This is a genomic window from Nocardioides gansuensis (assembly GCF_003076135.1).
Lineage (GTDB): Bacteria > Actinomycetota > Actinomycetes > Propionibacteriales > Nocardioidaceae > Nocardioides > Nocardioides gansuensis.
In genome coordinates this window covers 164,749-189,576 of the sequence record NZ_QDGZ01000004.1, presented here as the reverse complement: position 1 = coordinate 189,576, position 24,828 = coordinate 164,749, and the positions used below count along the sequence as shown (strand labels likewise).

General features: G+C 70.7%; 25 protein-coding genes. 11 read left to right on the top strand and 14 right to left on the bottom strand.

Features of this window, described 5'->3' with window-relative positions; genetic code table 11:
- Positions 1-188: 188 nt before the first annotated feature.
- Positions 189-1,217 (bottom strand): 6-phosphofructokinase, encoded by a 1,029-nt coding sequence (locus DDE18_RS10435; RefSeq protein ID WP_116572200.1) that lies wholly within the window; start codon positions 1,215-1,217, stop codon positions 189-191.
- 80 nt (positions 1,218-1,297) lie between these two features.
- On the opposite strand from DDE18_RS10435, the gene DDE18_RS10430 reads away from it, so the two are divergent.
- Together DDE18_RS10430 and glpK are read left to right on the top strand one after the other, a co-directional pair.
- Positions 1,298-2,119, top strand: coding sequence for a DUF1028 domain-containing protein (locus DDE18_RS10430; protein ID WP_116572199.1), 822 nt, complete (start codon positions 1,298-1,300; stop codon positions 2,117-2,119).
- Positions 2,116-3,588, top strand: a complete 1,473-nt coding sequence (glpK, locus tag DDE18_RS10425; protein WP_116572198.1) for a glycerol kinase GlpK — start codon at positions 2,116-2,118, stop codon at positions 3,586-3,588. The genes DDE18_RS10430 and glpK overlap by 4 nt, the downstream gene beginning before the upstream one ends.
- Here the strand turns inward: glpK and DDE18_RS10420 are convergent.
- The 8 genes from DDE18_RS10420 to DDE18_RS10385 all read right to left on the bottom strand — a co-directional run bounded on the left by DDE18_RS10420 (position 3,585) and on the right by DDE18_RS10385 (position 9,683).
- A complete protein-coding gene (locus DDE18_RS10420) occupies positions 3,585-4,343 on the bottom strand; it encodes a methyltransferase domain-containing protein (RefSeq protein WP_133241209.1) in 759 nt (252 codons plus the stop codon). The genes glpK and DDE18_RS10420 overlap by 4 nt on opposite strands.
- Before the next feature lie 78 nt (positions 4,344-4,421).
- A complete protein-coding gene (locus tag DDE18_RS10415; RefSeq protein ID WP_245916586.1) occupies positions 4,422-5,309 on the bottom strand; it encodes a hypothetical protein in 888 nt (295 codons plus the stop codon).
- A gap of 9 nt (positions 5,310-5,318) precedes the next feature.
- Positions 5,319-5,792, bottom strand: coding sequence for a GNAT family N-acetyltransferase (locus tag DDE18_RS10410; protein WP_116572196.1), 474 nt, complete (start codon positions 5,790-5,792; stop codon positions 5,319-5,321).
- Positions 5,779-6,414, bottom strand: coding sequence for a response regulator (locus DDE18_RS10405; RefSeq protein WP_116572467.1), 636 nt, complete (start codon positions 6,412-6,414; stop codon positions 5,779-5,781). The genes DDE18_RS10410 and DDE18_RS10405 overlap by 14 nt, the downstream gene beginning before the upstream one ends.
- Positions 6,415-6,456: 42 nt before the next feature.
- Positions 6,457-6,969, bottom strand: coding sequence for a flavin reductase family protein (locus DDE18_RS10400; RefSeq protein ID WP_116572195.1), 513 nt, complete (start codon positions 6,967-6,969; stop codon positions 6,457-6,459).
- Positions 6,966-8,120 carry a MacS family sensor histidine kinase gene (macS, locus tag DDE18_RS10395; protein WP_116572466.1) on the bottom strand — a complete coding sequence of 385 codons (1,155 nt, stop codon included), beginning with the start codon at positions 8,118-8,120 and terminating at the stop codon, positions 6,966-6,968. Before macS ends, DDE18_RS10400 begins: the two co-directional genes overlap by 4 nt.
- Positions 8,117-8,854, bottom strand: a complete 738-nt coding sequence (locus DDE18_RS10390; protein WP_116572194.1) for a lysophospholipid acyltransferase family protein — start codon at positions 8,852-8,854, stop codon at positions 8,117-8,119. Before DDE18_RS10390 ends, macS begins: the two co-directional genes overlap by 4 nt.
- A 31-nt stretch (positions 8,855-8,885) precedes the next feature.
- On the bottom strand, positions 8,886-9,683 hold the full coding sequence (locus DDE18_RS10385) for an alpha/beta hydrolase (protein ID WP_245916585.1): 798 nt from the start codon (positions 9,681-9,683) through the stop codon (positions 8,886-8,888).
- Positions 9,684-9,708: 25 nt separating this feature from the next.
- Between DDE18_RS10385 and DDE18_RS10380 the strand changes: the two genes are divergently transcribed.
- Together DDE18_RS10380 and DDE18_RS10375 are read left to right on the top strand one after the other, a co-directional pair.
- Positions 9,709-10,143: a hypothetical protein gene (locus DDE18_RS10380; RefSeq protein WP_165821110.1), complete on the top strand. Its 435-nt coding sequence runs from the start codon at positions 9,709-9,711 to the stop codon at positions 10,141-10,143.
- A gap of 37 nt (positions 10,144-10,180) precedes the next feature.
- Positions 10,181-11,419: an ornithine cyclodeaminase, nickel-pincer nucleotide-dependent gene (locus DDE18_RS10375; protein WP_116572191.1), complete on the top strand. Its 1,239-nt coding sequence runs from the start codon at positions 10,181-10,183 to the stop codon at positions 11,417-11,419.
- Here DDE18_RS10375 and DDE18_RS10370 read toward each other — a convergent pair.
- Genes DDE18_RS10370 through DDE18_RS10350 form a run of 5 tightly spaced genes read right to left on the bottom strand, consistent with a single transcriptional unit; the run spans position 11,404 to position 15,380 of the window.
- Positions 11,404-12,357, bottom strand: coding sequence for an ROK family protein (locus DDE18_RS10370; protein ID WP_116572190.1), 954 nt, complete (start codon positions 12,355-12,357; stop codon positions 11,404-11,406). The genes DDE18_RS10375 and DDE18_RS10370 overlap by 16 nt on opposite strands.
- Before the next feature lie 5 nt (positions 12,358-12,362).
- The gene (locus DDE18_RS10365) at positions 12,363-13,313 is read right to left on the bottom strand and encodes an ROK family glucokinase (RefSeq protein ID WP_116572189.1); all 951 of its coding nucleotides are present in this window, start codon (positions 13,311-13,313) and stop codon (positions 12,363-12,365) included.
- Positions 13,310-13,768, bottom strand: coding sequence for a hypothetical protein (locus DDE18_RS10360; protein ID WP_116572188.1), 459 nt, complete (start codon positions 13,766-13,768; stop codon positions 13,310-13,312). The genes DDE18_RS10365 and DDE18_RS10360 overlap by 4 nt, the downstream gene beginning before the upstream one ends.
- Positions 13,765-14,934 (bottom strand): ArsA family ATPase, encoded by a 1,170-nt coding sequence (locus tag DDE18_RS10355; RefSeq protein ID WP_116572187.1) that lies wholly within the window; start codon positions 14,932-14,934, stop codon positions 13,765-13,767. The genes DDE18_RS10360 and DDE18_RS10355 overlap by 4 nt, the downstream gene beginning before the upstream one ends.
- Positions 14,935-14,942: 8 nt before the next feature.
- On the bottom strand, positions 14,943-15,380 hold the full coding sequence (locus DDE18_RS10350; RefSeq protein WP_116572186.1) for an SRPBCC family protein: 438 nt from the start codon (positions 15,378-15,380) through the stop codon (positions 14,943-14,945).
- Between the two features lie 92 nt (positions 15,381-15,472).
- Here DDE18_RS10350 and DDE18_RS10345 point away from each other — a divergent pair, with 92 nt between their 5' ends.
- The 7 genes from DDE18_RS10345 (at position 15,473) to DDE18_RS10315 (ending at position 24,827) form a co-directional block, all read left to right on the top strand.
- The gene (locus DDE18_RS10345) at positions 15,473-17,272 is read left to right on the top strand and encodes an AMP-dependent synthetase/ligase (protein ID WP_116572185.1); all 1,800 of its coding nucleotides are present in this window, start codon (positions 15,473-15,475) and stop codon (positions 17,270-17,272) included.
- Positions 17,273-17,461: 189 nt separating this feature from the next.
- The gene (locus DDE18_RS10340; protein ID WP_116572184.1) at positions 17,462-17,881 is read left to right on the top strand and encodes a TadE family protein; all 420 of its coding nucleotides are present in this window, start codon (positions 17,462-17,464) and stop codon (positions 17,879-17,881) included.
- Positions 17,881-19,527 carry a pilus assembly protein TadG-related protein gene (locus tag DDE18_RS23350; RefSeq protein WP_211754504.1) on the top strand — a complete coding sequence of 549 codons (1,647 nt, stop codon included), beginning with the start codon at positions 17,881-17,883 and terminating at the stop codon, positions 19,525-19,527. The genes DDE18_RS10340 and DDE18_RS23350 overlap by 1 nt, the downstream gene beginning before the upstream one ends.
- A gap of 30 nt (positions 19,528-19,557) precedes the next feature.
- The gene (gene cpaB / locus DDE18_RS10330) at positions 19,558-20,334 is read left to right on the top strand and encodes a Flp pilus assembly protein CpaB (protein WP_116572183.1); all 777 of its coding nucleotides are present in this window, start codon (positions 19,558-19,560) and stop codon (positions 20,332-20,334) included.
- Positions 20,331-21,533: a CpaE/TadZ family protein gene (locus tag DDE18_RS10325; protein WP_116572182.1), complete on the top strand. Its 1,203-nt coding sequence runs from the start codon at positions 20,331-20,333 to the stop codon at positions 21,531-21,533. The genes cpaB and DDE18_RS10325 overlap by 4 nt, the downstream gene beginning before the upstream one ends.
- Position 21,534: 1 nt before the next feature.
- Positions 21,535-22,944, top strand: a complete 1,410-nt coding sequence (locus DDE18_RS10320; protein ID WP_116572181.1) for a TadA family conjugal transfer-associated ATPase — start codon at positions 21,535-21,537, stop codon at positions 22,942-22,944.
- A 17-nt stretch (positions 22,945-22,961) separates the two neighbouring features.
- Positions 22,962-24,827 carry a type II secretion system F family protein gene (locus tag DDE18_RS10315; RefSeq protein ID WP_165821116.1) on the top strand — a complete coding sequence of 622 codons (1,866 nt, stop codon included), beginning with the start codon at positions 22,962-22,964 and terminating at the stop codon, positions 24,825-24,827.
- The last annotated feature ends 1 nt before the right edge of the window (position 24,828 follow it).

Sequence of the window (24,828 nt, the reverse complement as noted above, 5' to 3'; positions counted from 1 at the left end):
CCCCGTTCAGGTGTGATCCACCACACTGTGGACCCTCACTTGAGGGTTGGCAACAACCGACCCGATTCAGGTCCCTCCGAGTCGTCGCGATAGTCCGTGACGAACGGACCCTTCCCGGCCGCGGCCATGGGTCCGATCGTCACGGACTATCCAGCTGGGCCGACGGCCTGACCCGTCGACGCCACTGCCTAGCCGAAGAAGACCTGTGCCTCGGCGTACTCCTCGTCGGAGACGAGCTTGAGCTCGCCGGTGCCCTCGATCAGCGGGACCCGGTCGATGCGGGTGCCGCGCAGCGCCATCATCTTCCCGTAGTCGCCTTCGGCGACCGCGTCGATGGCCTGCAGCCCGAAGCGGGTTGCCAGCCAGCGGTCGAACGCCGTGGGGGTGCCGCCGCGCTGGATGTGCCCGAGCACGACGGCGCGGGCCTCTGCGCCGGTGCGCTGCTCGATCTCGGCGGCGATCCGGTCGCCGATGCCGCCGAGGCGCACGTGGCCGAAGGCGTCCTTCTCACCGCTGACGAGGGTCATCTCGCCACCCTCCATCGGGACGGCCCCCTCGGAGACGACGACGATGGGGGCGTACTTGCTCCGGAAGCGGTCCTTGACCTTCGTGCAGACGTCCTCGATGTCGAAGGGCTGCTCGGGGATCAGCACCATGCTGGCGCCGCCCGCGATGCCGCTGTGCAGCGCGATCCAGCCGGCGTGGCGGCCCATCACCTCGACGACCAGCACCCGGTGGTGGGACTCGGCGGTCGTGTGCAGCCGGTCGATCGCCTCGGTCGCGATGTTGACCGCGGTGTCGAAGCCGAACGTGAAGTCGGTGCCGGACAGGTCGTTGTCGATGGTCTTCGGTACGCCGACCACGTTGACGCCCAGGTCGGCGAGCCTGGTGGCGACTCCGAGCGTGTCCTCACCGCCGATCGCGACGAGCGCGTCGACGCCGTCCTTGGCGAGGTTGTCCTTGATCCGCTCCACGCCGTTGTCGAGCTTGAACGGGTTGGTGCGGCTGGAGCCGAGGATGGTGCCGCCGCGAGGCAGGATGCCGCGGCACTGCTCGATGCCGAGCTCCATGGTGAGCCCCTCGAGAGGGCCCTTCCAGCCTTCGCGGTAGCCGACGAAATCGAATCCGTGGACCTTGACGCCCTTGCGCACGACCGCGCGGATGACGGCGTTGAGGCCGGGGCAGTCGCCTCCGCCGGTGAGGACTCCGACTCGCATGACACTCCATTCGTCGTACAGGCATGTTGGATCGATCCAAGAGACGGGGTCACAGTAGCGAACCCACTAGGGTCGGCGCCATGACGTACTCCATCGTGGCCCGCTCGGAGGACGGGGAGTCCTGGGGGGTGGCGGTGGCCTCCAAGTTCCTCGCCGTCGGCAACGCCGTCCCGGCGGCCGTGGCGGGCATCGGCGCCATCGCCACCCAGGCGGAGGCCAACGTGGCGTACAAGTTCCTCGCCCTGGCCCACCTCGACGACGGCGCGACCGCCGGGGTCGCGCTGCAGCGGCTGCTCGAGGAGGACGACAAGCGCGACCACCGCCAGGTCGGCATCGTCGACGTGGAGGGCAACGCCGCCACCCACACGGGCAGCGCGTGCTTCGACTGGGCCGGCGGCGTCACCGGCGACGGCTTCGCGGTGCAGGGCAACATCCTCACCGGTCCCGAGGTGGTCGAGGCGATGCGCACGGCCTTCGAGGCCAGCGACCCCGCCGCGCCCCTGGCCCGCCGGCTGCTGGCCGCGCTGCAGGCCGGTGAGGAGGCCGGGGGTGACCGGCGCGGCCGCCAGTCGGCCGCACTCCTCGTCGTACGCGAAGGTGCCGGGTACGGCGGGGGCGACGACGTCGCCGTCGACCTGCGTGTCGACGACCACCAGGCGCCCGTGGACGAGCTCGCCCGGCTGCTCGACCTCAACGACCTCTACCTCACCGCCTCCATCGAGGACGAGAAGATCGCCGTGACGCCGGAGCTCGAGGGCGAGATCGCCGAGCGCGTGCGAGCGCTCGGGCATCCCGACCTGCACGCGTGGGTCGGCACCGAGAACTACGAGATGCGGGTCGCCGACGACGGGTCGTGGATCGACGCGCGCGTGCTGGAGATCCTCCGAGGGGAGAAGGCATGAGCATCCTGGCCATCGACGCAGGTACGACGGGTGTCACCGCCGTCGTCGTCTCCGACCGGGGCGAGATCGTGGCGAAGGGCTACCAGGAGTTCGCCCAGCACTTCCCCCGCTCGGGGTGGGTCGAGCACGCACCCGAGGAGATCTGGCAGGCGACGCTCGAGGCGACCCGGGAGGTGCTCGGCAAGATCGACCCCACGTCGCTCACCGCGGTCGGGATCACCAACCAGCGCGAGACGGTCGTGCTCTGGGACCGCGAGACCCTCGGCTCACCGCGGCGCGCGATCGTGTGGCAGGACCGCCGCACCGCGGACATCTGCAGCCGGCTCCGCGACGCCGGCCACGAGAAGCGGGTCACCGAGCTGACCGGCCTGCGGCTCGACCCCTACTTCTCGGGCACCAAGCTGACCTGGCTGAAGGAGAACGAGCCACACACCTGGGCACTCGTCGAGGCCGGCCGCTACGCCGTCGGCACCGTCGACTCCTACCTGATCGCCCGGATGACGCGCGGCACCTGGCACGTCACCGACGTCTCCAACGCCTCTCGCACCCTGCTCTTCGACCTCGAGGCCGGCGACTGGTCCGACGAGCTGTGCGACCTCTTCGGCGTCCCGGGCGACGCGCTCCCTCAGGTGGTGCCGAGCTGGGGCGAGATCGCCATCACCGATCCGCGCAGCTTCGCCGACCTGTCGCTGCCCATCGCGGGGATCGCGGGCGACCAGCAGTCCGCGCTCTTCGGCCAGACCTGCTTCGACGAGGGCGACTCCAAGTGCACCTACGGCACCGGCTCGTTCATCCTCACCAACACCGGCTCGAACGTGGTGCGCAACGACGCCGGGCTCCTTGCCACGGCCGCCTGGCGATCGCCGGAGGGTGAGCTCACCTACGCGCTCGAGGGTGCCATCTTCGTCACCGGCGCTGCCGTCCAGTGGCTGCGCGACGGGCTCCAGATCGTCGGCTCGGCCGCCGAGACCGCGGCCATCGCAGCGACCGTCCGGGACACCGACGGCGTGGTCTTCGTGCCCGCCCTCACCGGCCTCGGCGCCCCGCACTGGGACCCGCACGCCCGGGGACTGATCATCGGGCTGTCGCGTGGCACGACGCGCGCACACCTGGTGCGGGCGACCCTCGAGGCGATCGCCTTCGAGGTGCGCGACGTTCTCGAGACCATGCCCGAGGTCGCCTCGCTGAAGGTCGACGGCGGCGCGGCCGCCAACGACCTGCTGTGCCAGGTGCAGGCCGACCAGGTCGGGCTGCCGGTCGAGCGGCCCCGGATCGTCGAGACCACAGCGCTGGGCGCCGCCTTCCTCGCCGGCCTCGGCACGGGTGCCTGGTCGTCGACGGAGCAGCTGCGCGAGACCTGGGCCCTCGACCGGCGCTTCGACCCGGTCGGTGACCGCGGCGCTGCCGACGCGGCGTACTCCCGCTGGAAGGACGCCGTCGAGCGCTCCAAGGGCTGGGCGAGCGACTAGGAGGCGGAACGTGCCCTGCGGTGGTGACCACTCGAGCGGCGCAGCAGCGCCAGCCAGTAGGGCAGGATGATCCGCTGGTAGCGATCCTCGTTCCGCACCGCGAGCGCGATGGGCCGCAAGGGCGCCCGCACCAGGCGGTGCGCGAGCGGCAGCATGCGGGCGATGGGCTTCACCTGATCGTCCGTGGGCAGGGCGGCCACGGGACGGGCACCCGGATCACCGGCGCGCACCCCTGCGAAGTAGAGGTCGAAGGTGGAGCTCATGCGCCAGAAGCGAAAGCTGGTGAACCACTCTGCAAGCGGGAGCGAGTCGAAGTCCACCTCCACCAGGTTGCGGTAGTAGTCCAGCCCCTCGGCCTGGGTGCCGGGCGAGTCGGTCACGTCGCTGCGACGTGTGCCGTGTTCCGGCCGGCCGTGGGAGGCGCACGTGAAGGCGACCAGGCCACCGGGTCGGGTGAGGCGGACCATGTTGGCGAACGTGTCCTGCCAGTGCGGGTCATGCTCGAAGCACTCGCCGGACACCGTCGCGTCGAACGAGCCGTCTGCGTCCGCGACCTCGTGCCCGTAGGCCACCACGTCCACCCCGGGCCCTGCCGTGAGGTCGACCCCCACGAACTCCTGAACCTTGGCGAAGACTTCACGCATCGACCCGTTGACGTCGTAGGAACCGACTTCGAGCAGGCGCGCGTCCCCGAGCAGGGCCGCGTTGCTCTCGGCCACGGCCCGGAAGAAGGCCAGCTGTTCTGGGTGACTCAACGGATCCGCTCCCCCTCGACAGGCCTCGGCAGGCCCGTTCGATTGGTCAAGATACACACGCGCTGCCGGCGCACGCGGTCACGGCAGTCGGGCACGGGCCTTCCGCGCGGCCTCGAGCTCACGCTCGGCGCCGCGCAGGGCGTCGGACGCCTCGGCCTTGACGTCCTCGGCGTCGCCGAGCTCGTCGTCGACCTCCTCGAGTGCGGCCTCCTTCTCGGCGATCAGGCGGCGCAGCTCGTCGATCTCGGCCTGCAGCTGCATCACGCGCGCCTCGAGCTCGGCCACGTCGCTGGCGGCGGCGTCGAGGTCGGTGCGGGCGGCAGCCACCGCCGCCTCGGCCGCCGCGACGCGCTCGTCGGCGGCGTGTCGGGCCTTCAGGTCGGCCTCTGGGTCGGGTACGACGTGCAGCTCGGGTCGCGGGGTCGGCTCGGGCTCCCGCGTGGCGGCCTCGAAGCCCAGCGCCTCGGGCACGGCGAGCGCCGGCCCGACGTCGACCGCCTCGATGCCGGTCGCGGCCAGTGGCGTGACGAGCAGCCCGCTGCGGACGGCCTGCGCCGCGCCCTCGTCGAGCATCGCCGCCGTCAGGGTGGCCTCGACCTGGTCGGCCACGGCCTGCGTGACCTTGAGGCCCTCCTCGCGAGCCACCCGTCGCGCGTCGGTGGTGACGGCGGCGGTGAGCTGACGGCGCTGGCGGGTGAACTCGCGCAGCTGGTCGGCGTCCAGGGTCGCCTGGGCCTCGCGCAGCGCCTCGCCGACCTGCAGCAGCTGGGCCACGCGGTCCGGGTCTCGGCGGACGAAGAGGTTGACGACCCAGGCCGCGACCGACGGCTTCTTCAGCGCCTTGATGCTGGCCGCGAGCTCCTTGTCCGCCTTGTGCTCCTTCACCAGCGCGTCGCGCGCCGGCGTGAACTGCTCCAGCGACAGGGCGTAGAGCTCGTCGGCGATCGCGAGCAACGGGTCGGTCACGCCCTGATCCTAGGGATGCGCCATCTCCAGCTCGGTCGGATGGGGCGGCCAGGGGCACTCCTGACTCACCCCGGTCAGCTGCCAGCCGAGCCGGTCGTAGAGCGCCCGCGCCCGGTGGTTGGCCTCGAGCACCCACAGGTGCGGGACCTCTCCTCTGGCCCGGATATGGGCGACGGCCCGCTCGACGCCGGCGCGGCCGAGGCCCCGGCCCCAGGCGTCGGGGTACACCGCGAGATGCCGCAGCGAGCGGTCGTCGTACGCCGTGCAGGCCAGCAGTCCGCCGTCCCCGCTGTCGACCACGTCGACAGTGACGCCCGGGTCGGCGAGCACCAGCACCCAGCGCGCGAGGACGTCGTCGGCGGGATAGGGCAGGTCGCCGAAGACGTGCGCCAGGGCGGCCAGGTTGGCCGCCCGCTCGAGGTCGCGGAGGGCGACGGCGTCGTCAGGTCCGGCGGTGCGCCAGGTCAGCTCACTCGTCGTCATCGTCGAGGCCGTGCTCGATCGCCCAGCGGGTCAGCTGGACGCGGTTGTTCATCTGCAGCTTGCGCAGGGTGTTCTGCACGTGGTTCTGCACGGTGCGGTGCGAGAGGACGAGCCGCTCGGCGATCTGCTTGTAGGACATCCCCTTCGCGACCATCTTGAGCACCTCGGTCTCGCGCTCGGTGAGCTGGTCGACCGGGTCGTCGGCGGGGCCCTCGGCGATCCGGCGGAACTCCCCCAGCACGAGCCCGGCCAGGCCGGGGGTGAAGACCGTGTCGCCGGCCGCCACGCGGCGTACGGCATCGAGGAGCTCCTCGCGGGACGCCGACTTCACGAGGTAGCCGGTCGCGCCGGCCTTCACCGCGCCGAGCACGTCCGCCTGCTCGCCCGATGCCGAGAGGATGAGCACGCGGGCCGCCGGGTCCTGCTGGAGGACCTGCGCGGTGACCTCGACCCCGCTGGGGCCGGGGATCTGGAGGTCGAGCACGACCACCTGTGGCCGGGCGGCCGGGAAGCGCGCGAGCGCCTGGTGGCCGTCCGCCGCCACCGCGACCACCTCGAACCCCGCGGCGGCGAGGTCACGCTCCACCGCGTCGCGCCACATCGGGTGGTCGTCGACCACCATCACCCGGACCCGCTCGTCCACCCGTTCGTCCACGGCCCCAACCTAGTGGTGGTAGCGGCCGCGCCGGTGGAGGAGCGGGTCGTCGTCCTCCCCCACCTCCACCTCGTCGAGCCGGCAGGTGACCTCCACCGACCAGCCCACGTCGCGCGTGTCCGACACGACGCACTCCGCCCACGTGGTGGCGTCGGCCAGCCGCGGCCCCGCTCCGGTCTGCACCCACTCCGCGTGGCCGAACGCCCCACCCGGCGCCGGCATCAGGCCGGCGAACATCTCGGCCAGGTCGCGGTGCCACCAGTGCAGGAGCTGGACGACGCAGCGGGGGTCGTCCCCGCGGGTGAGCCGTTGGGCGAGGTCCGAGTCGGGGTCGAGCAGGCCGAGGACGTACGCCGGCTCCCCCGGGGCGACCATCAGCGACGACACGGTGAGCCCTACCCGCTCGGCACCGGCGCCCGCGGTCCAGAGGCTGACCTGCCCACCGAGCCGCCCTCGCAGGCGGCGTGCCTGATCCCGCTCGCCCTCCGGTGTCGCGAACGGGTGGTCCGAGTGGATCGTCATCGGGGTGCCTCCAGCTCCCACTCGGTCCCCCACGAGCCGGTGTCGAGGCGGGCCTCGCCTCCGAGGGCTGCGAGGCGGCCGCGGATCGACTCGGCCACGCCGAGCCGTCCCTCGTGCTGGGCCGCCTCGAGCCTGCCGGCCGGGATCCCGGGGCCGTCGTCCCGGACGGTCACCACCACGGAGGACTCGAGCTCTTCCAGCAGCACCCAGGCCCGCGCGTCCGGGCCGGCGTGCCTGCCGACGTTGTCCAGGCACGCGCCCGCGGCGGCCACCAGCTCCGAGACCACCGGGCCTGGCAGGAGCACCGGATGCCCCGGGGTCGACACCTCCACGCGGGTCGCGCTCGCCGTGCCGAGCGCCTCCAGCGCGCCGGCGAGGTCCTGCTCCCGGTCGGACGCCTCGGCCGTCACGCCGGCCTGCTGCCGGATCAGCGAGCGGAGCGACCGCTCCTGCTCACCGGCCACCTGGCCGAGCTCCGCCCAGGCTCCGCCGGCCTCCGCCCCACGCCGCTGCATGAGCGAGAGCACCTGCAGGACGCCGTCGTGGACGGCCCGGGCGAGCCGCGCCCGCTCCTCGGCCGCGGCAGCCGCGCGCTCGGCGAGGTCGCGCTCGGTCGCCATCCGCTGCAGCGAGCCGCACATGTAGCCGACGATCGGCCCGCCGATCATCAGCAGGAAGACGTTGCCGTAGTTGGCCTGCTCGATGTGGTCGCGGATCCCCAGGTCGGCCACCGAGATGGCCATGGCCGCGACCAGGCCGCCGCGCACGTGCCAGTGCACCGCCCAGGCCAGCAGGGCTCCCATCACCCAGAAGCCGGGCACGGTGGCGTTGAAGTCGGCGCCCTTGACCACCGGGGTGAGCAGCAGCGACCCGATCGCCAGGGCCAGGTCGAGACCGAGCAGCACAGGAGTACGGCGCCGCGGCGCGCCGTACGCCCAGATCGCCACGCCCGACCACCCGGTCATCGCGACGACGAGCAGCGCTCCCGCGACCGGATGGTCGAAGTTGTCGCGTCGGTAGAGGTTGAGGGCGACCGCGTTGACGGTGACGACGACGCGCAGGATCGCCAGGGCCCGGAAGAGGCGGTCCTCGACGGCGACCCCCGCCGCGGAGGCTGCCGCCGGCGTGGTCGTCCGGGGGGAGGGCGTCAGGACGCCTTCTTCTCTTCCGTGGACGGACCGCGCTCCTTGGCCGCTTCCCTCGCGGCCTCCTTGGAGAGCTCCTTGGCCTTGCTGGCATACATGTCGACGTACTCCTGGCCGGAGAGCCGCATGATCTCGTACATGATCTCGTCGGTGATCGACCGCAGGATGTAGCGGTCGTTCTCCATGCCCTCGTAGCGGGAGAAGTCCAGAGGTGGGCCGAACCGGACGACCGGCCGGGTCCAGCTGCCGAACTTCTTGCCGGGCGGCGCGACGACGTCGGTGCCGACGACAGCGCACGGGATGACCGGGGCTCCGGTCTCGAGCGCGAGGCGGGCGACACCCGTCTTGCCGCGGTAGAGCTTGCCGTCGTGGGAGCGGGTGCCCTCGGGGTAGATCCCGAACAGCTCACCCTCCGCGAGGATCTTCTTCGCCGACTTCAGCGCGCCCTCGGCCGCGTTGGCGCCGGAGCGGTCGATCGGCACCTGGCCGGCGCCGGAGAAGAACTTCTTCTGGAACCAGCCCTTGATGCCGGGCGTGGTGAAGTACTCCGCCTTCGCCACGAAGGTCACCCGCCGGCTCAGCGTCAACGGCATGAACAGCCAGTCGGCGTAGGACAGGTGGTTGCTCGCCAGGATGGCAGGTCCCTGCTCGGGGACGTTCTCGAGACCGTGTGCGTGGGGCCGGAAGACCAGGCGCAGGGCCGGTCCGATGGCGATCCACTTCAGGAACCAGTAGAGCACGGGCTGAGCCTAGCCCCCCGCGGTGCCGGCCTCACGTGACGCGAGCGAAGAAGTCCGCGGAGCCGTCGAAGATGGCCTGGGCGTCGTGGTCGAGCGTCGCCACGTGGTAGCTGTCCGCGAGGACGCGCTCTTCGACGTCGCGCGAGCTGACGGCCCCCAGCACGGTCTGCCGGGAGGAGTCGTCGATGACGTGGTCGACCGCGGACCGGAAGTAGAGCAGGGGCTGCGTGACCTTGGGCAGGTCCGGCACCACGTCCCGCCACATCCGGGTCACCTGCGCGAGTCCTCTCAGGGGCAGCTTCAGGTAGCCGACCTCGTCCTGGCCGGGCTTGCTGATGTCGTTCGTGATGCCCTTCAGCGCCGGGACGACCCTGGAGAGCACCGGCAGCACCAGCAGCTCCTTGCGCACGCTGGACACGAAGGGGTTCACGAGCACGAGGCCGGCCACGTCATCGCCACGCTTCTCGGCGAGCCGCAGGGCCACCGAGCCGCCCATCGACAGGGCACCCACGCACACGCGGTCGCAGGACACGAGCAGGCGGTCCAGCGCGGCCTCCGCCTCGTCGTACCACTGCGTCCAGGAGACCGCGTTGAGGTCCTGCCATCGGGTGCCGTGGCCGGGCAGGAGGGGCACCTCGACGGCGTAGCCCCGCGCGGCGAGGTCTTCCGCCCACGGCCGCATCGAGGCGGGCGAGCCGGAGAAGCCGTGCAGGAGCAGCACGCCGATCGAGCGGCCACCGGTGAGCTCGGGACTGGCCGGGGTCGAGAGTGGAGCGACCGCTGCGGACGGCGCAGCCTGGACCGAGGTGCTGCGGAACGGGATCTTCACGGGCAGGAGTCTGCACCATGTCCCGGTGCCGGATACCGTGGACGACGTGACATCTCCGGGCGACGAGGAGCGCAGGACCGACGAGGCCTGGCGCTCCATCGTGGAGCACTACGGCGACCGCCCGGCGCTCGAGCCGGAGCCCGACCCGCTGCCAGAGGTGGCGCTGCCGCCCTTCGACGAGGACCTCGACGACGAGCCCGACGAGCCGGCGTACGACTCGGAGCGGTTCGTCCCTCCGCTTCCCCCGCCGCTGCCGCGCCCGACACCGCGTCGGGCGGTTGCCTGGGCGGGCGTGTTCGGGGCGCCCATCCTGCTGCTCGTCCTCCTGGTGTTTCGGGTCCGCACGCCGGCGCTGGTCGACCTCGTGCTGCTCGGCTGGTTCGTGGGTGGGTTCGTTTACCTCGTCGCCACGATGCCGCGTGCTCCGCGGGAACCCTGGGACGACGGCTCCCGAGTCTGAGTCGCGGCCCCGTGAGGCTGTCGCTAGGGTCGCTGGGGTGAGCATCAGCGAGACCGTCGAAGTCACCGGCCATCTCATGGACAGCGGGATCCTGAGCAGGATCCTCGACGACATCCGGGAGTACGGCGGCGACTACGTCATCGACCGCTTCGACGTCGGCCACGATGCCGCCGACGTCAGCCGGGCGACCATCACCGTGACCGCCGAGGACGACGAGTCCCTCCAGCGCCTGCTGATGCGCCTGCAGACCCGCGGGGTCAACCAGGTCGACCCGGGCGAGGCCTCGGTGGTCGAGGCGGACATGGACGGCGTCTTCCCCGACGGCTTCTACTCCACGACCAACCTGGCCACCAGGATCCGTCTCGACGGCCGCTGGTACGACGTGGAGAACCCCGAGATGGACTGTGGACTCATCGTGGAGCAGGACGGCGGATCGGTGCGCGTCTACACGCTGCCCATGTCCGACGTGCGCACCGGCATGAAGGTCGTCTGCGGCGCGTCGGGCATCAAGGTGTCCGTGCCGGTCATCGAGAAGGGCAGTGACGCCTTCGGCTTCATGGAGTCCGACGTCTCCTCGGAGAAGCCGCAGGCCGTGCTGGTGCGCCAGGTCGCCGACGGCATGCGGGAGGCCAAGGCTGCCGGCAAGAAGGTGCTCTGGGTCGGCGGTCCCGGCGTCGTCCACACGGGCGCCGCCCCGGCGATGGTGCAGCTGGTGAAGGCCGGCTTCGTCGACGTGCTCTTCGCGGGCAACGCCCTGGCCACGCACGACATCGAGTCGTCCCTCTACGGCACCTCGCTGGGCATCGATCTGGCGATGGGGCGGGGCGTCGAGCACGGCCACGAGCACCACATCCGGGCGCTCAACACGATCCGCAAGGCGGGCTCGATCCGCGCGGCCGTGGACTCCGGCGTGCTGACCAGCGGGATCATGCACGCTCTGGTGACCCAGGACAAGCGGTTCGTCCTCGTCGGGTCGGTGCGCGACGACGGCCCGCTGCCGGACGTCTACACCGACGTCATCGAGGGCCAGCGCGCGATGCGTGCCGAGCTGAAGGACGTCGGCTTCTGCCTGATGGTCGCGACGATGCTGCACTCGGTCGCCACCGGCAACCTCCTGCCCGCGTCCATCCCGCTCGTGTGCGTCGACATCAACCCCGCGACCGTCACCAAGCTCGCGGACCGTGGGTCGAGCCAGGCCAAGGGCATCGTGACCGACGTCGGCCTCTTCCTGGAGCAGCTGGCCCTCGAGCTGGTGCCCGACTACCGCCGTTCCTGACGGCGTACGAGCTCGGCGGCGCCGACCAGCCCGGCGGACGGCCCGAGCAGGGCGGTGACCACCGCGGGTACGTCGCGGTGTGGGGCGCCGACGAGCGAGCGCACCAGGGCATGGCGGGCCGGCTCGAGCAGGCGGTCGCCGGCGGCGGAGAGGCCCCCGCCGATCACGACCACCTCGGGGTCGAAGGCGGCGACGAGGTTGGCCAGGCCGACGCCGAGCCAGTCTCCCACGGACTCGAAGGCGTGCCGGGCGACCAGGTCGCCCTCCTCCGCGGCGTCGCCCACCATCGACCCGGTGATCAGGTCGGGGTCACCACCGCAGGCTTCCTCGAGGAGGCTCGGCAGCTCGCCGAGCCGCTCTCGCGCGTCGCGGACCAGCGCGTTGCCCGAGGAATACTGCTCCCAGCACCCCCGGCCCCCGCACTCGCAGGGCCGGCCGCCGGGCACGACCTGCATGTGGCCGAACTCCCCCGCCATCCCGTTGTGGCCCCGGACGAGAAGGCCATCGATGATGACGCCGCCGCCGATACCGGTGCCCATCGTCACCACGATGGCCGACGAGGCACCTCGCGCCGCGCCGTACGTCCACTCGGCCAGGGCGGCGCAGGTGGCGTCGTTGTCGAGCGCCACGGGGACCCCCCAGCGCTCGGCCAGACGGTCGCGGACCCGCTCCCCCTGCCAGGGCAGGTGCGGCGCGAACATCACCCGCTCACCCCCTGCGTCCACGAAGCCCGCCGCCGCGACGCCGACCCCCGCGATCGGCTCCCCGTCGGCGGCCTCGCGCACCGCCGCATCCAGGGCGTCCTCGACGTGGCGCACCTCGACCCGCCTCCCTGGCGTCGCCCGGCGCGCCTGGCGCACGACGTGGCCCTGGGCGTCGACGACGCCCGCGAGCACCTTCGTGCCGCCGACGTCGACGCCGACGTAGACCCCGGGCATCGCCGTCAGGGACGTCGCGCGAGGTCGGCTGCGCCGACGAGGCCGGCCAGGTTGCCGAGCTCGGCCCGCACGACCTGCGCCACGGGTCGGTAGCCGCGGCCAGACAGCTCGCGCGCGAACGCAGTGCGGATCGGGTCCATCAGCAGGTCACCCGCCTCGCTCACCCCGCCGCCGATGGCGACCATGGCCGGGTCGAGGACCGCGGCGAGCGATGCGATGCCCTCACCGAGCCACCGGCCGACGTCGGCGATCAGCTCGAGGGAGAAGGGGTCCCCGCCGCGGGCGACCTCCGTGATCAGCGGGCCGTTGATCTTCTCGGGATCGCCGCCCGCCCGGTCGAGCAGGGTCCGGGCCAGCAAGGACTTGCCGGAGGCAGCTTCACGGGCCTCGCGGACCAGCGCGGTGCCGGAGCCGTAGGACTCGAGGCAGCCGCGGTTGCCGCAGCCACACAGGATCCCGCCGGGCACGACCCGCATGTGGCCGATCTCGGCCGCGACGCCGAAGGCACCCCGGTGCAGCGCCCCGTCCAGGACGAGACCCCCGCCGACACCCGTGCCGACGGTGACGAGCATGAAGTCCTCGACGTCCTCGCCGACCCCGAAGGTGAACTCCCCCCACGCTGCGGCGTTGGCGTCGTTCTCCACGACGACGGGCAGCTTGACACGCTCCTCGAGCTCGGCGCTGAGGTCGATGTCGCGCCAGGCCAGGTTGGGCGCGAAGTAGACCCGCCTGCGGTCACTGTCGACGTAGCCGGCGGCACCGATGCCCACGCAGGCGACGTCGTGGCGGGAGGCCAGGTCGCTGACCAGCGAGGCGATCGCGTCCTCGATGGCCTCGACGTCCTCGGCCGGCGACTCGAGCGTGAGCCGCTCGAGGATCTTGCCCTCCTCGTCGACGACGCCACCGGCGATCTTGGTGCCGCCTACGTCGACGCCACATGCGAGCGTGCCCGTCACTGGTCCTCCTGCGGTGGTTGCCCTGCCGGCTCGGTGTCGTCCGGCCAGTCCTCGTCGAGGTCGATGTGCTCCACGCCCGTCGACGCCTCGGCGCCCGGATGGCCGGTTCTGTCGGCGTCCGGCTGGGGCGCGACGGTCGCCAGCATGCCCGCGGCGGCCTGCGCCAGCGAGGACGCGGCGACGGCAAGGTGATGCTTCACTTCAGGGTTCAGCGTCCGTACGGCGTGCACCGTGCGGCAGATCGGGCAGTAGGTGCACTCGGCAGACCCGGTCGCGATGTGCTGGTCCACCTCGTGGACGAACTGGCCGACGCCGTCGGCTGCTCCCGCCATGCCCTGGGCGACGTCGGCAGCGCCGTGGTCGCGGGCCCAGCCGGACAGCGCGCCGAGCAGCTTGGCGGTCTCCTCGGCGAGGGAGCCCACTTCGGGGTCGCGTGCGTCTTCGCCGTCCGTCACGACGCCCCTTCCTCGAACCTGACCTGGAGCTCGCCGTCCTCCACCCGGGCCCCGGCGACTGGGAGCCGCGCCAGCCCGGAAGGCAACGTGAGGACACGACGATACGACGCCACGGTCACCACCAGCTCGTCGCCCTTGCGCGCCAGGTCGACATCGGTGCGCATGACGTGCGGCAGCGCGAGGTGCAGTACGGCGCCGCGGGACGTGCGGGTCACGCGGAACGGCCCCGGGCCGGCCGGGACGGCGAGCGGGTCGGCATCGCGGTAGACGGCCTCGGCGAGGCTGCGCAGCGCCTCGACGCCCACTGGCTCCTCGGAGAGGTAGCCCGAACGCCATGTGGTCACGCCGTCGAAGGAGGCCTCGACCTCCTCCAGCACCTTCGCCTGAGCGTCGACCCAGCGGGAGCGCCACTCGTCCGCCCCGTCGCACGGGAAGATCCTGTTCACCACCGCGCCGTCGACGCGATAGCCGAAGAGCGAGAGCATGGTGAGCGACCGGCGCGCCTCGGCGAGCACGACCGTCTCGGGGGTGAGCACGATCCGCACGCTGGAGTCGGGCCCGGACAGCAAGGCCCGCACCTCCTCCAGCTCCCCGTGCAGGCGCTCGATCGCGTCGAAGACCGAGTCCTCCGGCATCGGCACGCCAGCGGCCCGGGTGAGCAGGGGCTTGAGAGCCTTGACCATGCGGCGCTCGGCGGAGAACACGCGGTCCATGTACCAGCCCAGCGCCTCGGGCAGGGCGAGCAGGCGCAGCGTCTCAGCGGTCGGGGCGCAGTCGACCACGATCACGTCCCAGTCCCCTGACAGGGCGTGCAGCCGGAGCTCTAGCAGCGCGAGCACCTCCTCGGCGCCGGGGATCACCGTGAGCTCCTCGGCCGCGACCGGGTCGACGCCCGCGACGTCCAGCACGCTGAGGAGATAGCCCTGGATCTCGCTCCACGACTGCTCGAAGCGCAGTTGGGCGTCGACCTGCTGGACGAAGAGTCGCTCGGCCACCTGCGTCGGCTCCGCCCCCACTGGGGCGTCGAAGGCGTCGGCGAGGGAGTGCGCCGCGTCGGTGGACAGGACGAGGGTGCGGTGGCCGGCGGCGGCCGCGAGCGCCGCCGTACCGGCTGCGACCGTGGACTTGCCGACCCCGCCCTTGCCTGTGAAGAGGAGGACCCGCACGCGCTCGCTCAGTGCGACTCGACGCGCTTCTTCAGGCCCTTGAGGGCGGTGTCTATCAGGATCTTCTCGCCCTTGCGCTTGAGCATGCCGATGAGCGGGATGGAGACGTCGAGGGCGAGGCGGTAGGTCACCTCGGTGGAGCCGTTGCCGAGGTCGCGCATCGTGTAGGCCCCGTCGAGGGCCTTCAGCATCTGCCCCTCGACCAGCGTCCAGGTCACCTCGCGGTCACCCTCCCAGTCGTAGGACAGGGTGTAGGTGTCCTTGATCGGGGAGACGTCCAGGTCGAAGTGCACCTGCTCGGCGCGCCCGTCAATGCCGGTGGAGAGCACCTGCGCGCTCTTCACACCCTTGGCCCAGGCCGGGTAGGAGGTGAAGTCGGCGATCACGGCCATCACGGCGGCCGGAGGTGCGTCGATGACGATCGACGAGGTGGTCTGTTCGGCCATGGCCGTGACCCTACCGGACCCAGGACCGTTCACCTGACGGCGAGGAGGCAGGGATAGCCTGCCCGCACAACGCCAGCGAAGGAGGCCCCCGGGTGCGCGAGTTCTCCACGCCCCTGACCATCGAGATCCCCTCGACCGGCAACCTGACCGACGCCGTCGTCACCAATGCCCGCGACCACGCGGACGCAGTCGTCTTCAGCCGCCCGTCCCCCGAGGGCGGGGGCTGGTCGGACGTGACGGCCGCCGAGTTCCTCGCCGAGGTGCAGTCGGTTGCGAAGGGCCTGATGGCGGCCGGGATCGAGGCCGGCGACCGCGTCGCGCTGGTCTCCAAGACCCGCTACGAGTGGACCCTGATGGACTACGCCATCTGGTTCGCTGGCGCCGTGACCGTGCCGGTCTACGAGACCTCCTCGGCCGAGCAGGTGGGCTGGATCCTCCAGGACGCCGCCGCCAAGGCGGTCATCGTCGAGGGGCCTGGCCACCTCGCGCGGGTCCGGGAGGCCCGGCAGGCCGGCTCCCTCGATGACCTCAACCACGTGTGGTCCCTCACGGACAACGCCGTCGCGGTGCTCGGCAAGCTCGGGCAGGACATCACCGACGAGGCGCTGGAGGCGCGTCGTACGGCGACCACGCCGCTCGACCTCGCGACGCTCATCTACACCAGCGGCACGACCGGTCGGCCGAAGGGCTGCATGCTCACCCACGGCAACTTCATGTTCGAGCTGGGCGTCGCGGTCGACGAGCTGGACGCCCTCTTCGTCGAGGGCGCGTCCACGTTGCTCTTCCTCCCCCTGGCCCACGTCTTCGCGCGGATCATCCAGGTCGGTGCCGTCCAGGCTCGGGTCCGCCTGGGCCACAGCAGCGACATCAAGAACCTGCTGGGCGACCTCGAGGTCTTCAAGCCCACGTTCATCCTGGCGGTGCCGCGGGTCTTCGAGAAGGTCTTCAACACCGCGTCTCAGCGGGCCGCGGCAGACGGGAAGGGCAGGATCTTCGACCGTGCCGCGGAGACCGCGATCGCCTGGTCCCGGGCGTTGGACAAGGGCCGGGTGCCCATCCGGACCAAGGCGCAGCACGCCCTGTTCTCCAGGCTGGTCTACGGCAAGCTGCTCGACGCCCTGGGCGGCAAGTGCCAGTACGCCGTGTCCGGCGGGGCGCCGCTGGGCGAGCGCCTCGGCCACTTCTACCGCGGCATCGGCCTGACGGTCCTGGAGGGCTACGGGCTCACCGAGACCACGGCGGCGGTAACAGTGAACCTGCCCGACGCCCAGAAGATCGGCACCGTCGGGCGGCCGCTGCCGGGCACCACCGTCCGGGTCGCCGACGACGGCGAGCTGATGTTCAAGGGCGGCCAGGTTTTCGCCGGCTACTGGGAGAACGAGGCGGCCACCGCCGAGGCCCTGGAGCGCGACGGGTGGTTCCACACCGGTGACGTGGGTGAGGTGGACGACGAGGGCTTCGTCAGGATCACAGGCCGCAAGAAGGAGATCCTGGTCACCGCGGGCGGCAAGAACGTCGCGCCCGCCGTCCTCGAGGACCGCCTCCGCGCCCACGCCCTCGTCGACCAGTGCATGGTCGTGGGCGACGGCCAGCCGTTCATCGCGGCCCTGGTGACCCTCGACCGTGAGTCGCTGCCCGCCTGGGCCGAGTCCCACGGCAAGGACGGCTCGGTGGAGGATCTCGCGTCCGACCCCGACCTGCGCGTCGAGATCGAGGCCGCGGTCGAGGACGCCAACAAGGCCGTCTCGAAGGCGGAGGCGATCCGGAAGTTCGCGATCCTCACCGACCAGTGGACCGAGGAAGGCGGGCAGCTCACGCCCAGCCTCAAGCTCAAGCGCAACGTCGTGATGCGCGAGTTCCGCGAGGACGTCGAGGCTCTGTACCTGACCTGAGGTCGGATTTGCCTTCGCGGTTCCTCAACCTTCAAGAACTACTTCGGAGGGGCTTGGAGTAGTCAATTCGGGCCATCTCCGTGGTCGGGTAGGCGATTCGCCGTGAAAGCACCACGGCCGCGTCCCGCCCGCCCATAGATTCCGGGGGCTGGGAGTTCTCGGGCCTCCCGATCTGTGAGGGAGAGGGACATGGGGCCTGCCGAGAAGGCTACGCGCGACGAACGCGGCGCTGCTGCGGTCGAGTTCGCGCTTGTCGCGATGATCCTGCTCACCCTGATGATCGGGATCATCCAGTTCTCCATCTGGTTCTGGGGCTACCAGTCGGCGTCGCACGCCGCCCGGGAGGCGGCCCGTCTTGCGGCGGTGGAGCCGTGCGACATCGGCGTCATCCAGGCGCGTGGCAACGACCGCGTCAACGAGTCCGCGCCTACGCCGGACAACACTGCAGTCGTCACCGTCACTGGGAGCCCCCCGGCCGCGATCGGCGATGACATCACGGTCCAGGTGGCCTTCACCGTCCTGGACATGGGCCTGATCCCGGGCTTCTCCGGCTCCGTCTCCCGGTCGGCCACGTCTCGGGTCGAGAACATCCCGGCAGGACCATGCTAATGAGAATCCCCCGACCCGCCCGCGACGAGCGTGGGGCGACCGCCGTCCTGGTCGCCGCGCTCGCCATGGCCCTCTTCGGCGCCGGCGCGCTGGCCATCGACGTGGGCCAGGTCTATGCCAAGCGCGCCTCTCTCCAGTCCACCGTCGACATGGCCGTGATGGCAGCTGCCGCAGAGCTGAACACCAGCGGCGCCTGCAACGTCGAGGTGGTGAACAAGGCCGAGGAGTTCCTCACCAAGGCCACGAACAAGACGCCCGATCAGTACCCCACCCCGAACCTCGGCGGCGGCCCGGGCGACACCGACGGCTTCATCCAGTGCGTCAACTGGCACGTCAAGCTCTGGGCACCCCGGAGCCATCACGACTTCGGCTTCGCCAAGGCGGTGTCGAACGTGGAGGAGCTCGAGGTCCCGGCGTTCGCGGAAGCGGCGGTGAAGTCACCCAGCCGGTCGTCGTCCCTACCCATGTACGCCGTGTCGGGCTGCGACACCGGACACCGCACGATCAGCGACCCCCCTCCGGGTCCGCCGGCAAGCCACTCCCCGCCCACCCTGGCGCCGGCCGGCACTGCGGAGGTCAAGGGGATCACCATCAGTCCACCTGACGCGCCGACTGGCAGCGTCGCTCCGTATCCCGCAACCGTGTCCTTCCAGGTCAAGAGCATGCCCACCGGCGCCACGGGCCAGGTGACCTTCACCCACCCGGACACCGGCGCGATCCACGAGGCGGGCACGGCGACTGCACTACCGACCGGGCCGGGATGGAGCAGCACCACCATCTCTATCTCGACCGTGCCCGCCGACGTGCTCAACACGAGCGCCATCTGGTGGGTTCGGATCAAGGTGGTCACCTCCGCCGGCACCGACTACTCCCCCACCGACGAGGCGGAGCCGTTCGTTGTGGGAGACCTGATGTTCTGCGACGGCGTGGTCAGCGGCAACTTCGGCACCCTCAAGGTGGCCCGCACGAACGGCACCCCCGCGACCTGGCTCCAGGACAACATCATCCACGGCTTCGAGCCGTTGCTGGTCGAGAACGCGTCGTCCGCGGTCCCGTGCTCACCCGCCGACTCCGAGCACGCGCCCGTGAGCCCCACCGACTGCATCAGCACCGACCCCGGCTTCCCCAACGAGGCCGCCACCGACGGCCTCGTCAACGGCTCCGGGAGCACTCCCGGCCGTCTCGACGTCGACACGACGCCCGGCTGCGACCGCGCCGGAGGCAGCAACCGGACGGCGACCGCGCCGGCGCTCAACGACGACGTGCTCACGTGCTACATCCTCGGAGGCCACAGCGTCGGCGACGTGGTCGCCGGCACTCCGAACATCCTCTCGGGCGACATCTTCAAGTCCCCCAGGTTCTTCCAGATCCCGATCATTCCCGTCCAGGCATCCTCGGGCGCCTCCGGGGAGTACCCCATCGTCGACTTCCGCCCCGGCTTCATCACCGAGGAGCCCGACAGCGCCACCGCCGCCGCGCGGGGAGCCGTCACCGGCCACAACGGCGTGCACTTCCACGCCGGCCACGTCGAGCAGCTCAACGTGGTGCTGTTCCCCGAGGCAGCGCTTCCGACGACCGCACCCCCCGTGGGCGGCGAGATCGAATACACCGGCTCTGGCACGAAAGTCATCGTGCTCGTCAACTGACCCCCACCCCCGTCTCGAAGGAACTTTCCCATGGCTCGCCGCTCCGTCCTCCTGACTGTCGCACTCGTCATCGCCGCATTGGGCACCGCGATGATCGTGCTCTACGTGCAAGGCATCGACGCCCGCGCCGCCGAGGGCCAGGACCTCGTCGAGGTCCTGGCGGCAACCGATGTCATCGATGCCGGTGAGTCCGTGGCCTCAGCGCAGGCGGCCGGCAAGTTCGAGAAGGTCGAGGTACGACGCGAGGACATGGTCGAGGGGGCGCTCGGCTCGATCAGCTCGATCGAGGACAAGGTGTCCCTCGGGACGATCTTCCCCCAGGAGCAGATCATCAGCCAGAAGTTCGGCGACCCGGGCTCCGAGGAGGGCCTCGTCATCCCCGACGACAAGCTGGCGATCTCGGTCGAGCTCACCGACCCTGCCCGGGTGGCCGGCTTCGTCAACCCGGGCTCGCAGGTGGCGATCTTCGTGTCGGCTGACCCAGTGTTGCTCAAGCCGGACGGCACCGAGCAGAAGCTGGCGCCATACACGCGGCTGCTGCTCCCGCAGGTCCAGGTCATTGGTGTCGGCACGACCAGCATGACCGCCAAGACCACCACAACCGAGGAGGGCGAGCAGACGACCGAGCAGGTCCCTCGCACGATCCTGACCGTCGCCGTCGACCAGGAGCAAGCCGAGAAGGTGATCTACGGAAGCCGCAACGGTGAGCTGTCCTTCGCACTCCTGAGCAAGGAGTCCAAGGTCATCGACGGCCGCGGGATCACGGCTGCCGACATCATGCCCGAGCCGTTCAGGACAGCACGATGACCGCGCTCGTCGAACCCGACGCCTCCCAGCTCGAGCTCCTTCACGGGACTCTCGCGGGGTCCACGACCTTCAGCACGATGCAGCAGGTCGACGAGCACGTACGCGCCCACCCGCATGAGCACGCAGTGGTCGTCGGACCGTCGGTCCCGACCGAGGCGGCGACGATGTTCGCCCAGTGGGCGCGCATCCACCGGCCCGCGCTCGGTGTCATCCTGCTCCGCCACCGCGTCGACAGCTCGATCCTGGCGGAGGCCCTACGAAGCGGCATGCGCGAGGTCGTCGAGGCGCGGGACCTGACGGGCCTCGCACAGGCGGTCCAGCGCGCCCACGTGGTTGCCGAGGCGATGCTCCAGTCCCAGGAAGGCGGCGCCACCGACGGTGGACCTCTCGGCTCACTGGTGACGGTCTTCTCCACAAAGGGAGGCGTCGGCAAGAGCTTCCTGGCCACCAACCTGGCGGCCGCGCTCGCGGACCGGGACCTGAAGGTCTGCCTCGTCGACCTCGACATCCACAGCGGCGACGTCGCAATCATGCTGCAGCTGACTCCCGCCCATCACCTGAACGACCTGGTTGCGTTCGGCGGAGTGATCGACGAGGGAGCCGTCACGTCACTGCTGACGGAGCACTCCCCCGGGCTGTCCGTCATCGCCGCACCGATCCACATCGACTCGCCTGACCAGGCCTCACCGGACGCAGTCGGCAAGCTGCTGGACCGGCTCAAGGCGATGTTCGACATCGTCGTAGTCGACACCTCCGGGATCTTCGACGACCACGCGCTGGTGGCTCTGGACCATACCGACGCGCTGGTGCTCATCGGCACGCTCGACATCCCGGCGCTCAAGAGCCTCAAGCTCGCCGCTGGCACGCTGGACCTTCTCAACTACCCGCGGGAGAACTGGCGCTTCGTCCTCAACCGGGCCGACGCCCGGGTCGGGCTGACCGAGAAGGAGTTCGAGGACACGCTCGGCCTGAAGTCCGACTGCCGCCTCGCCTCGAGCCGCGAGTTGCTCGCCTGCGTCAACCGCGGCGAGGCCCTCGTCCGCGCTCATCCCGGCCACCCCAATGCCAAGGCCATCGCCGAGCTCGCCGCGTCGATCGTCACGGCAACGTCGGGCTCCCCCAAGGTGCCTGAGCAGGGCTCCCCCGCCAGTCGTCACGCCACTCCCTCACGACGACTCCGATTCCGGAAGGTCACCTGACATGGGTCTCACAGATCGGATCGCCGCAGCCCAGCGCTCCCGTGAGCAGGGAGCCGACCAGCGGCAGATCGAAGCATCAGCTCCGACCACCACGAACGGCGCACCCGCACCTGCCCGCAAGAAGTCCGCGCGCGACCCCTTCGCCGATGTGAAGCGCGCGGTGCACGCACACCTTGTCTCGACTCTCGGGCCCAAGCTCTACGACGTCAACATGACCCAGAGCGACCTCGAGCAGGAGGTGCGGATCGCGCTGCAGACCAGCATGGCCGCCTCCGAGACCATGATGTCCAGCGCCGACCGCACCCGGATCTCCCAGGAGATCGCAGACGACATCCTGGGATACGGCCCGATCGAGCCACTACTCCGCGACCCGAGCCTCAGCGAGGTGATGGTCAACTCGTTCCAGGACATCTACATCGAGCGAGACGGCCGGCTCCAGCGGGTCGACGCCACCTTCGCCGACGAGGCCCACCTGCGCCGCACCATCGACAAGATCGTGGGCAAGATCGGCCGCCGGGTGGACGAGACCAGTCCCATGGTCGACGCCCGTCTCCCCGACGGCAGCCGTGTCAACGCCATCATCCCGCCCCTGGCGCTGGACGGTTCCAAGCTCACGATCCGCAAGTTCTCCGCGGACCCCTACACGGTCGACGACCTGATCTCCTTCGGCACGCTCACGCGTCCGGCGGCCGATCTGCTCGAGGCCTGCGTGCGCGGACGGCTCAACATCCTGGTCTCGGGTGGCACCGGCGCCGGGAAGACGACGACGCTCAACGTGCTCTCGTCCTTCATCCCCACCGACGAGCGCATCGTCACCATCGAGGACGCCGCCGAGCTCAAGCTCAACCAGGACCACGTGCTCCGTCTGGAGTCTCGTCCGGCCAACATCGAGGGCAAGGGCGCGGTGCACATCCGCGACCTGGTCCGCAACTCCCTGCGCATGCGACCCGACCGCATCGTCGTCGGCGAGATCCGCGACGCTGCCGCGCTCGACATGCTCCAGGCGATGAACACCGGCCACGACGGCTCCATCTCGACCGTGCACGCGAACACGCCGCGTGACGCGCTCTCCCGCGTCGAGACGATGGTGCTGATGGCCGGCATGGACCTCCCGGTGCGGGCCATCCGTGAGCAGGTGTCCAGCGCGGTCGACCTGATCATCCAGCAGACGCGTCTCAAGGACGGCACCCGACGGATCACTGCCATCACCGAGATCGTGGGCATGGAGGGCGACGTCATCACCACCCAGGACGTCTTTATGTTCGACTACGGCGCGGGCTACGACGACCAGGGCAGGTCGCTCGGGCACCTCCGGTCGATGGGCCTCCGTCCGCGATTCCTCGACCGGCTCACCGACCACGGTGTCCACGTCGACCCCATGGTCTTCGCGACGGCGGGCGCAGTGCGATGACCCGTCATGGCTTCCGGGTGGCCGCAGCAACTGGCGTGGCGGCGGTGACGCTCTGGGCGCATCCCGCCGCTGCGGCCGACGAGATCAACATCGACCACGTCGAGTCGACGGACGGCAACGTCTCCGTCCTGGTCGCGGTCGACGGACTCCCAGCCGGTGTCACCCCCGACGTGGGAGGCGTCACGGTCTCCGTGGACGGCGAGGCGGTCACCGCCGAGGCCAAGGCCATCGAGGCCGGCGAGATCGAGCGCACCACGATCCTCACGATCGACGCCAGCAACAGCATGAACGGCGATCGCATCGCGGCGGCCAAGGCCGCCGCTCACGCGTTCCTCGAGTCAGCTCCGCCGGACGTCCGGATCGGGCTACTGACCTTTTCAGGCACGGTGCAGGACACCATCGCGCCGACCACGGACCACGAGTCGATCGCCGCCGCTGTCGACACGATCACCCTGGACAAGGGGACGCGGGTCTACGACGCGATGGTGCAGTCGGTGAACCTCGCCGGCACCGATGGGGCGCGCTCTCTCCTCGTCCTCTCGGACGGCGCGGACACCGGGAGCGAGGCGGCAGTCCAGGACACGGTCGACGCTGCGACCGACGCGCGCGTGATCGTCGATGTCGTCTCCCTCGACCAGTCCCCGAAGCATGAGGCGGTCCTCACCGAGATCTCGAGCGCCTCGGGGGGCAAGGTCATCGCCGCCGACGCCAGCGCCCTGTCCGAGGTCTTCAAGGCCCAGGCAGACGCCCTGGCGAGCCAGCTGCTCGTCACCTTCCCCGCCCCCCAGACAGTGGGCGAGGAGGCCTCGCTCGACGTGACGCTGACAGCCGGCGACACGACGTACTCAGACTCGGCCTTCGTGAGCCTTGGCTCGGCGGCCGAGGCGCCACGCAGCGTGGATCTCGGGGAGCCACTGGTCAACCGCGGGGCCATGCTCCTGGGCGCCGTGGCACTCGCGCTCGGCCTCGCCGGCGTCCTGGCAGTGGTGCTCCTGGGCAACCGCGGACCGTCGGATAGCGAGCGTCGGATCAGTGCCTATTTCGGCCAATCCACTGGGGGCAAGCGGTCGAAGGAGATGCCCGCGCACCAAGGCCTCGTTGACTCGGCGGTCCACATGACCGCCAAGGTGGTCAAGGGCGACTTCGAGTCAAGGGTGGCCACGAAGCTGGCAGGTGCCGGCTCTGCCCTGACCCCGGCGGAGTGGCTGCTCATCCACGCGGGGGTTGCAGTCGGCATGGGCTTCGTGGGGTTTGTGTTCCGGGGCGGGGCGTTGGCCGTCTTCCTCACGATCCTGGGCGTTTTGGCGCCCTGGGTCTACCTGAAGTTCCGGCACTCCAAGCGCCTGGCCGCCTTCAACGCCCAGCTCGCCGAGACCCTGACCCTGATGGCGGGCGGTCTCTCCGCCGGTCTCTCCCTGCCCCAGGCAGTGGACACGGTCGTCCGGGAAGGGCAGGAGCCCATGGCCAGTGAGCTGCGCCGAGTGCTGGTCGAGCAGCGACTCGGAGTCGACATCGAGGACGCACTCGACGGGGTGTCCCATCGCATGGAGAGCCAGGACTTCGGCTGGGTGGTCATGGCCATCCGCATCCAGAGAGAGGTGGGCGGCAACCTGGCCGAGCTCCTGACCACCGTGGCGGACACGATTCGCGAACGCGAGTACCTGCGCCGCCAGGTCAAGGTGCTGAGCGCGGAAGGGCGGATCTCTGCCTGGGTCCTGGGCGCGCTTCCGATCGTCATGTTCCTCTACATGCTCATGGTCCGACCCGACTTCGTGCGACCGCTCTACACAGAGCCCATGGGCCTGGTTCTCGGTGCCGCGGCAGTCGGTCTGATCTGCGCAGGCTTCTTCATCATGTCCCGACTCGTGAGGATCGAGGTCTGAG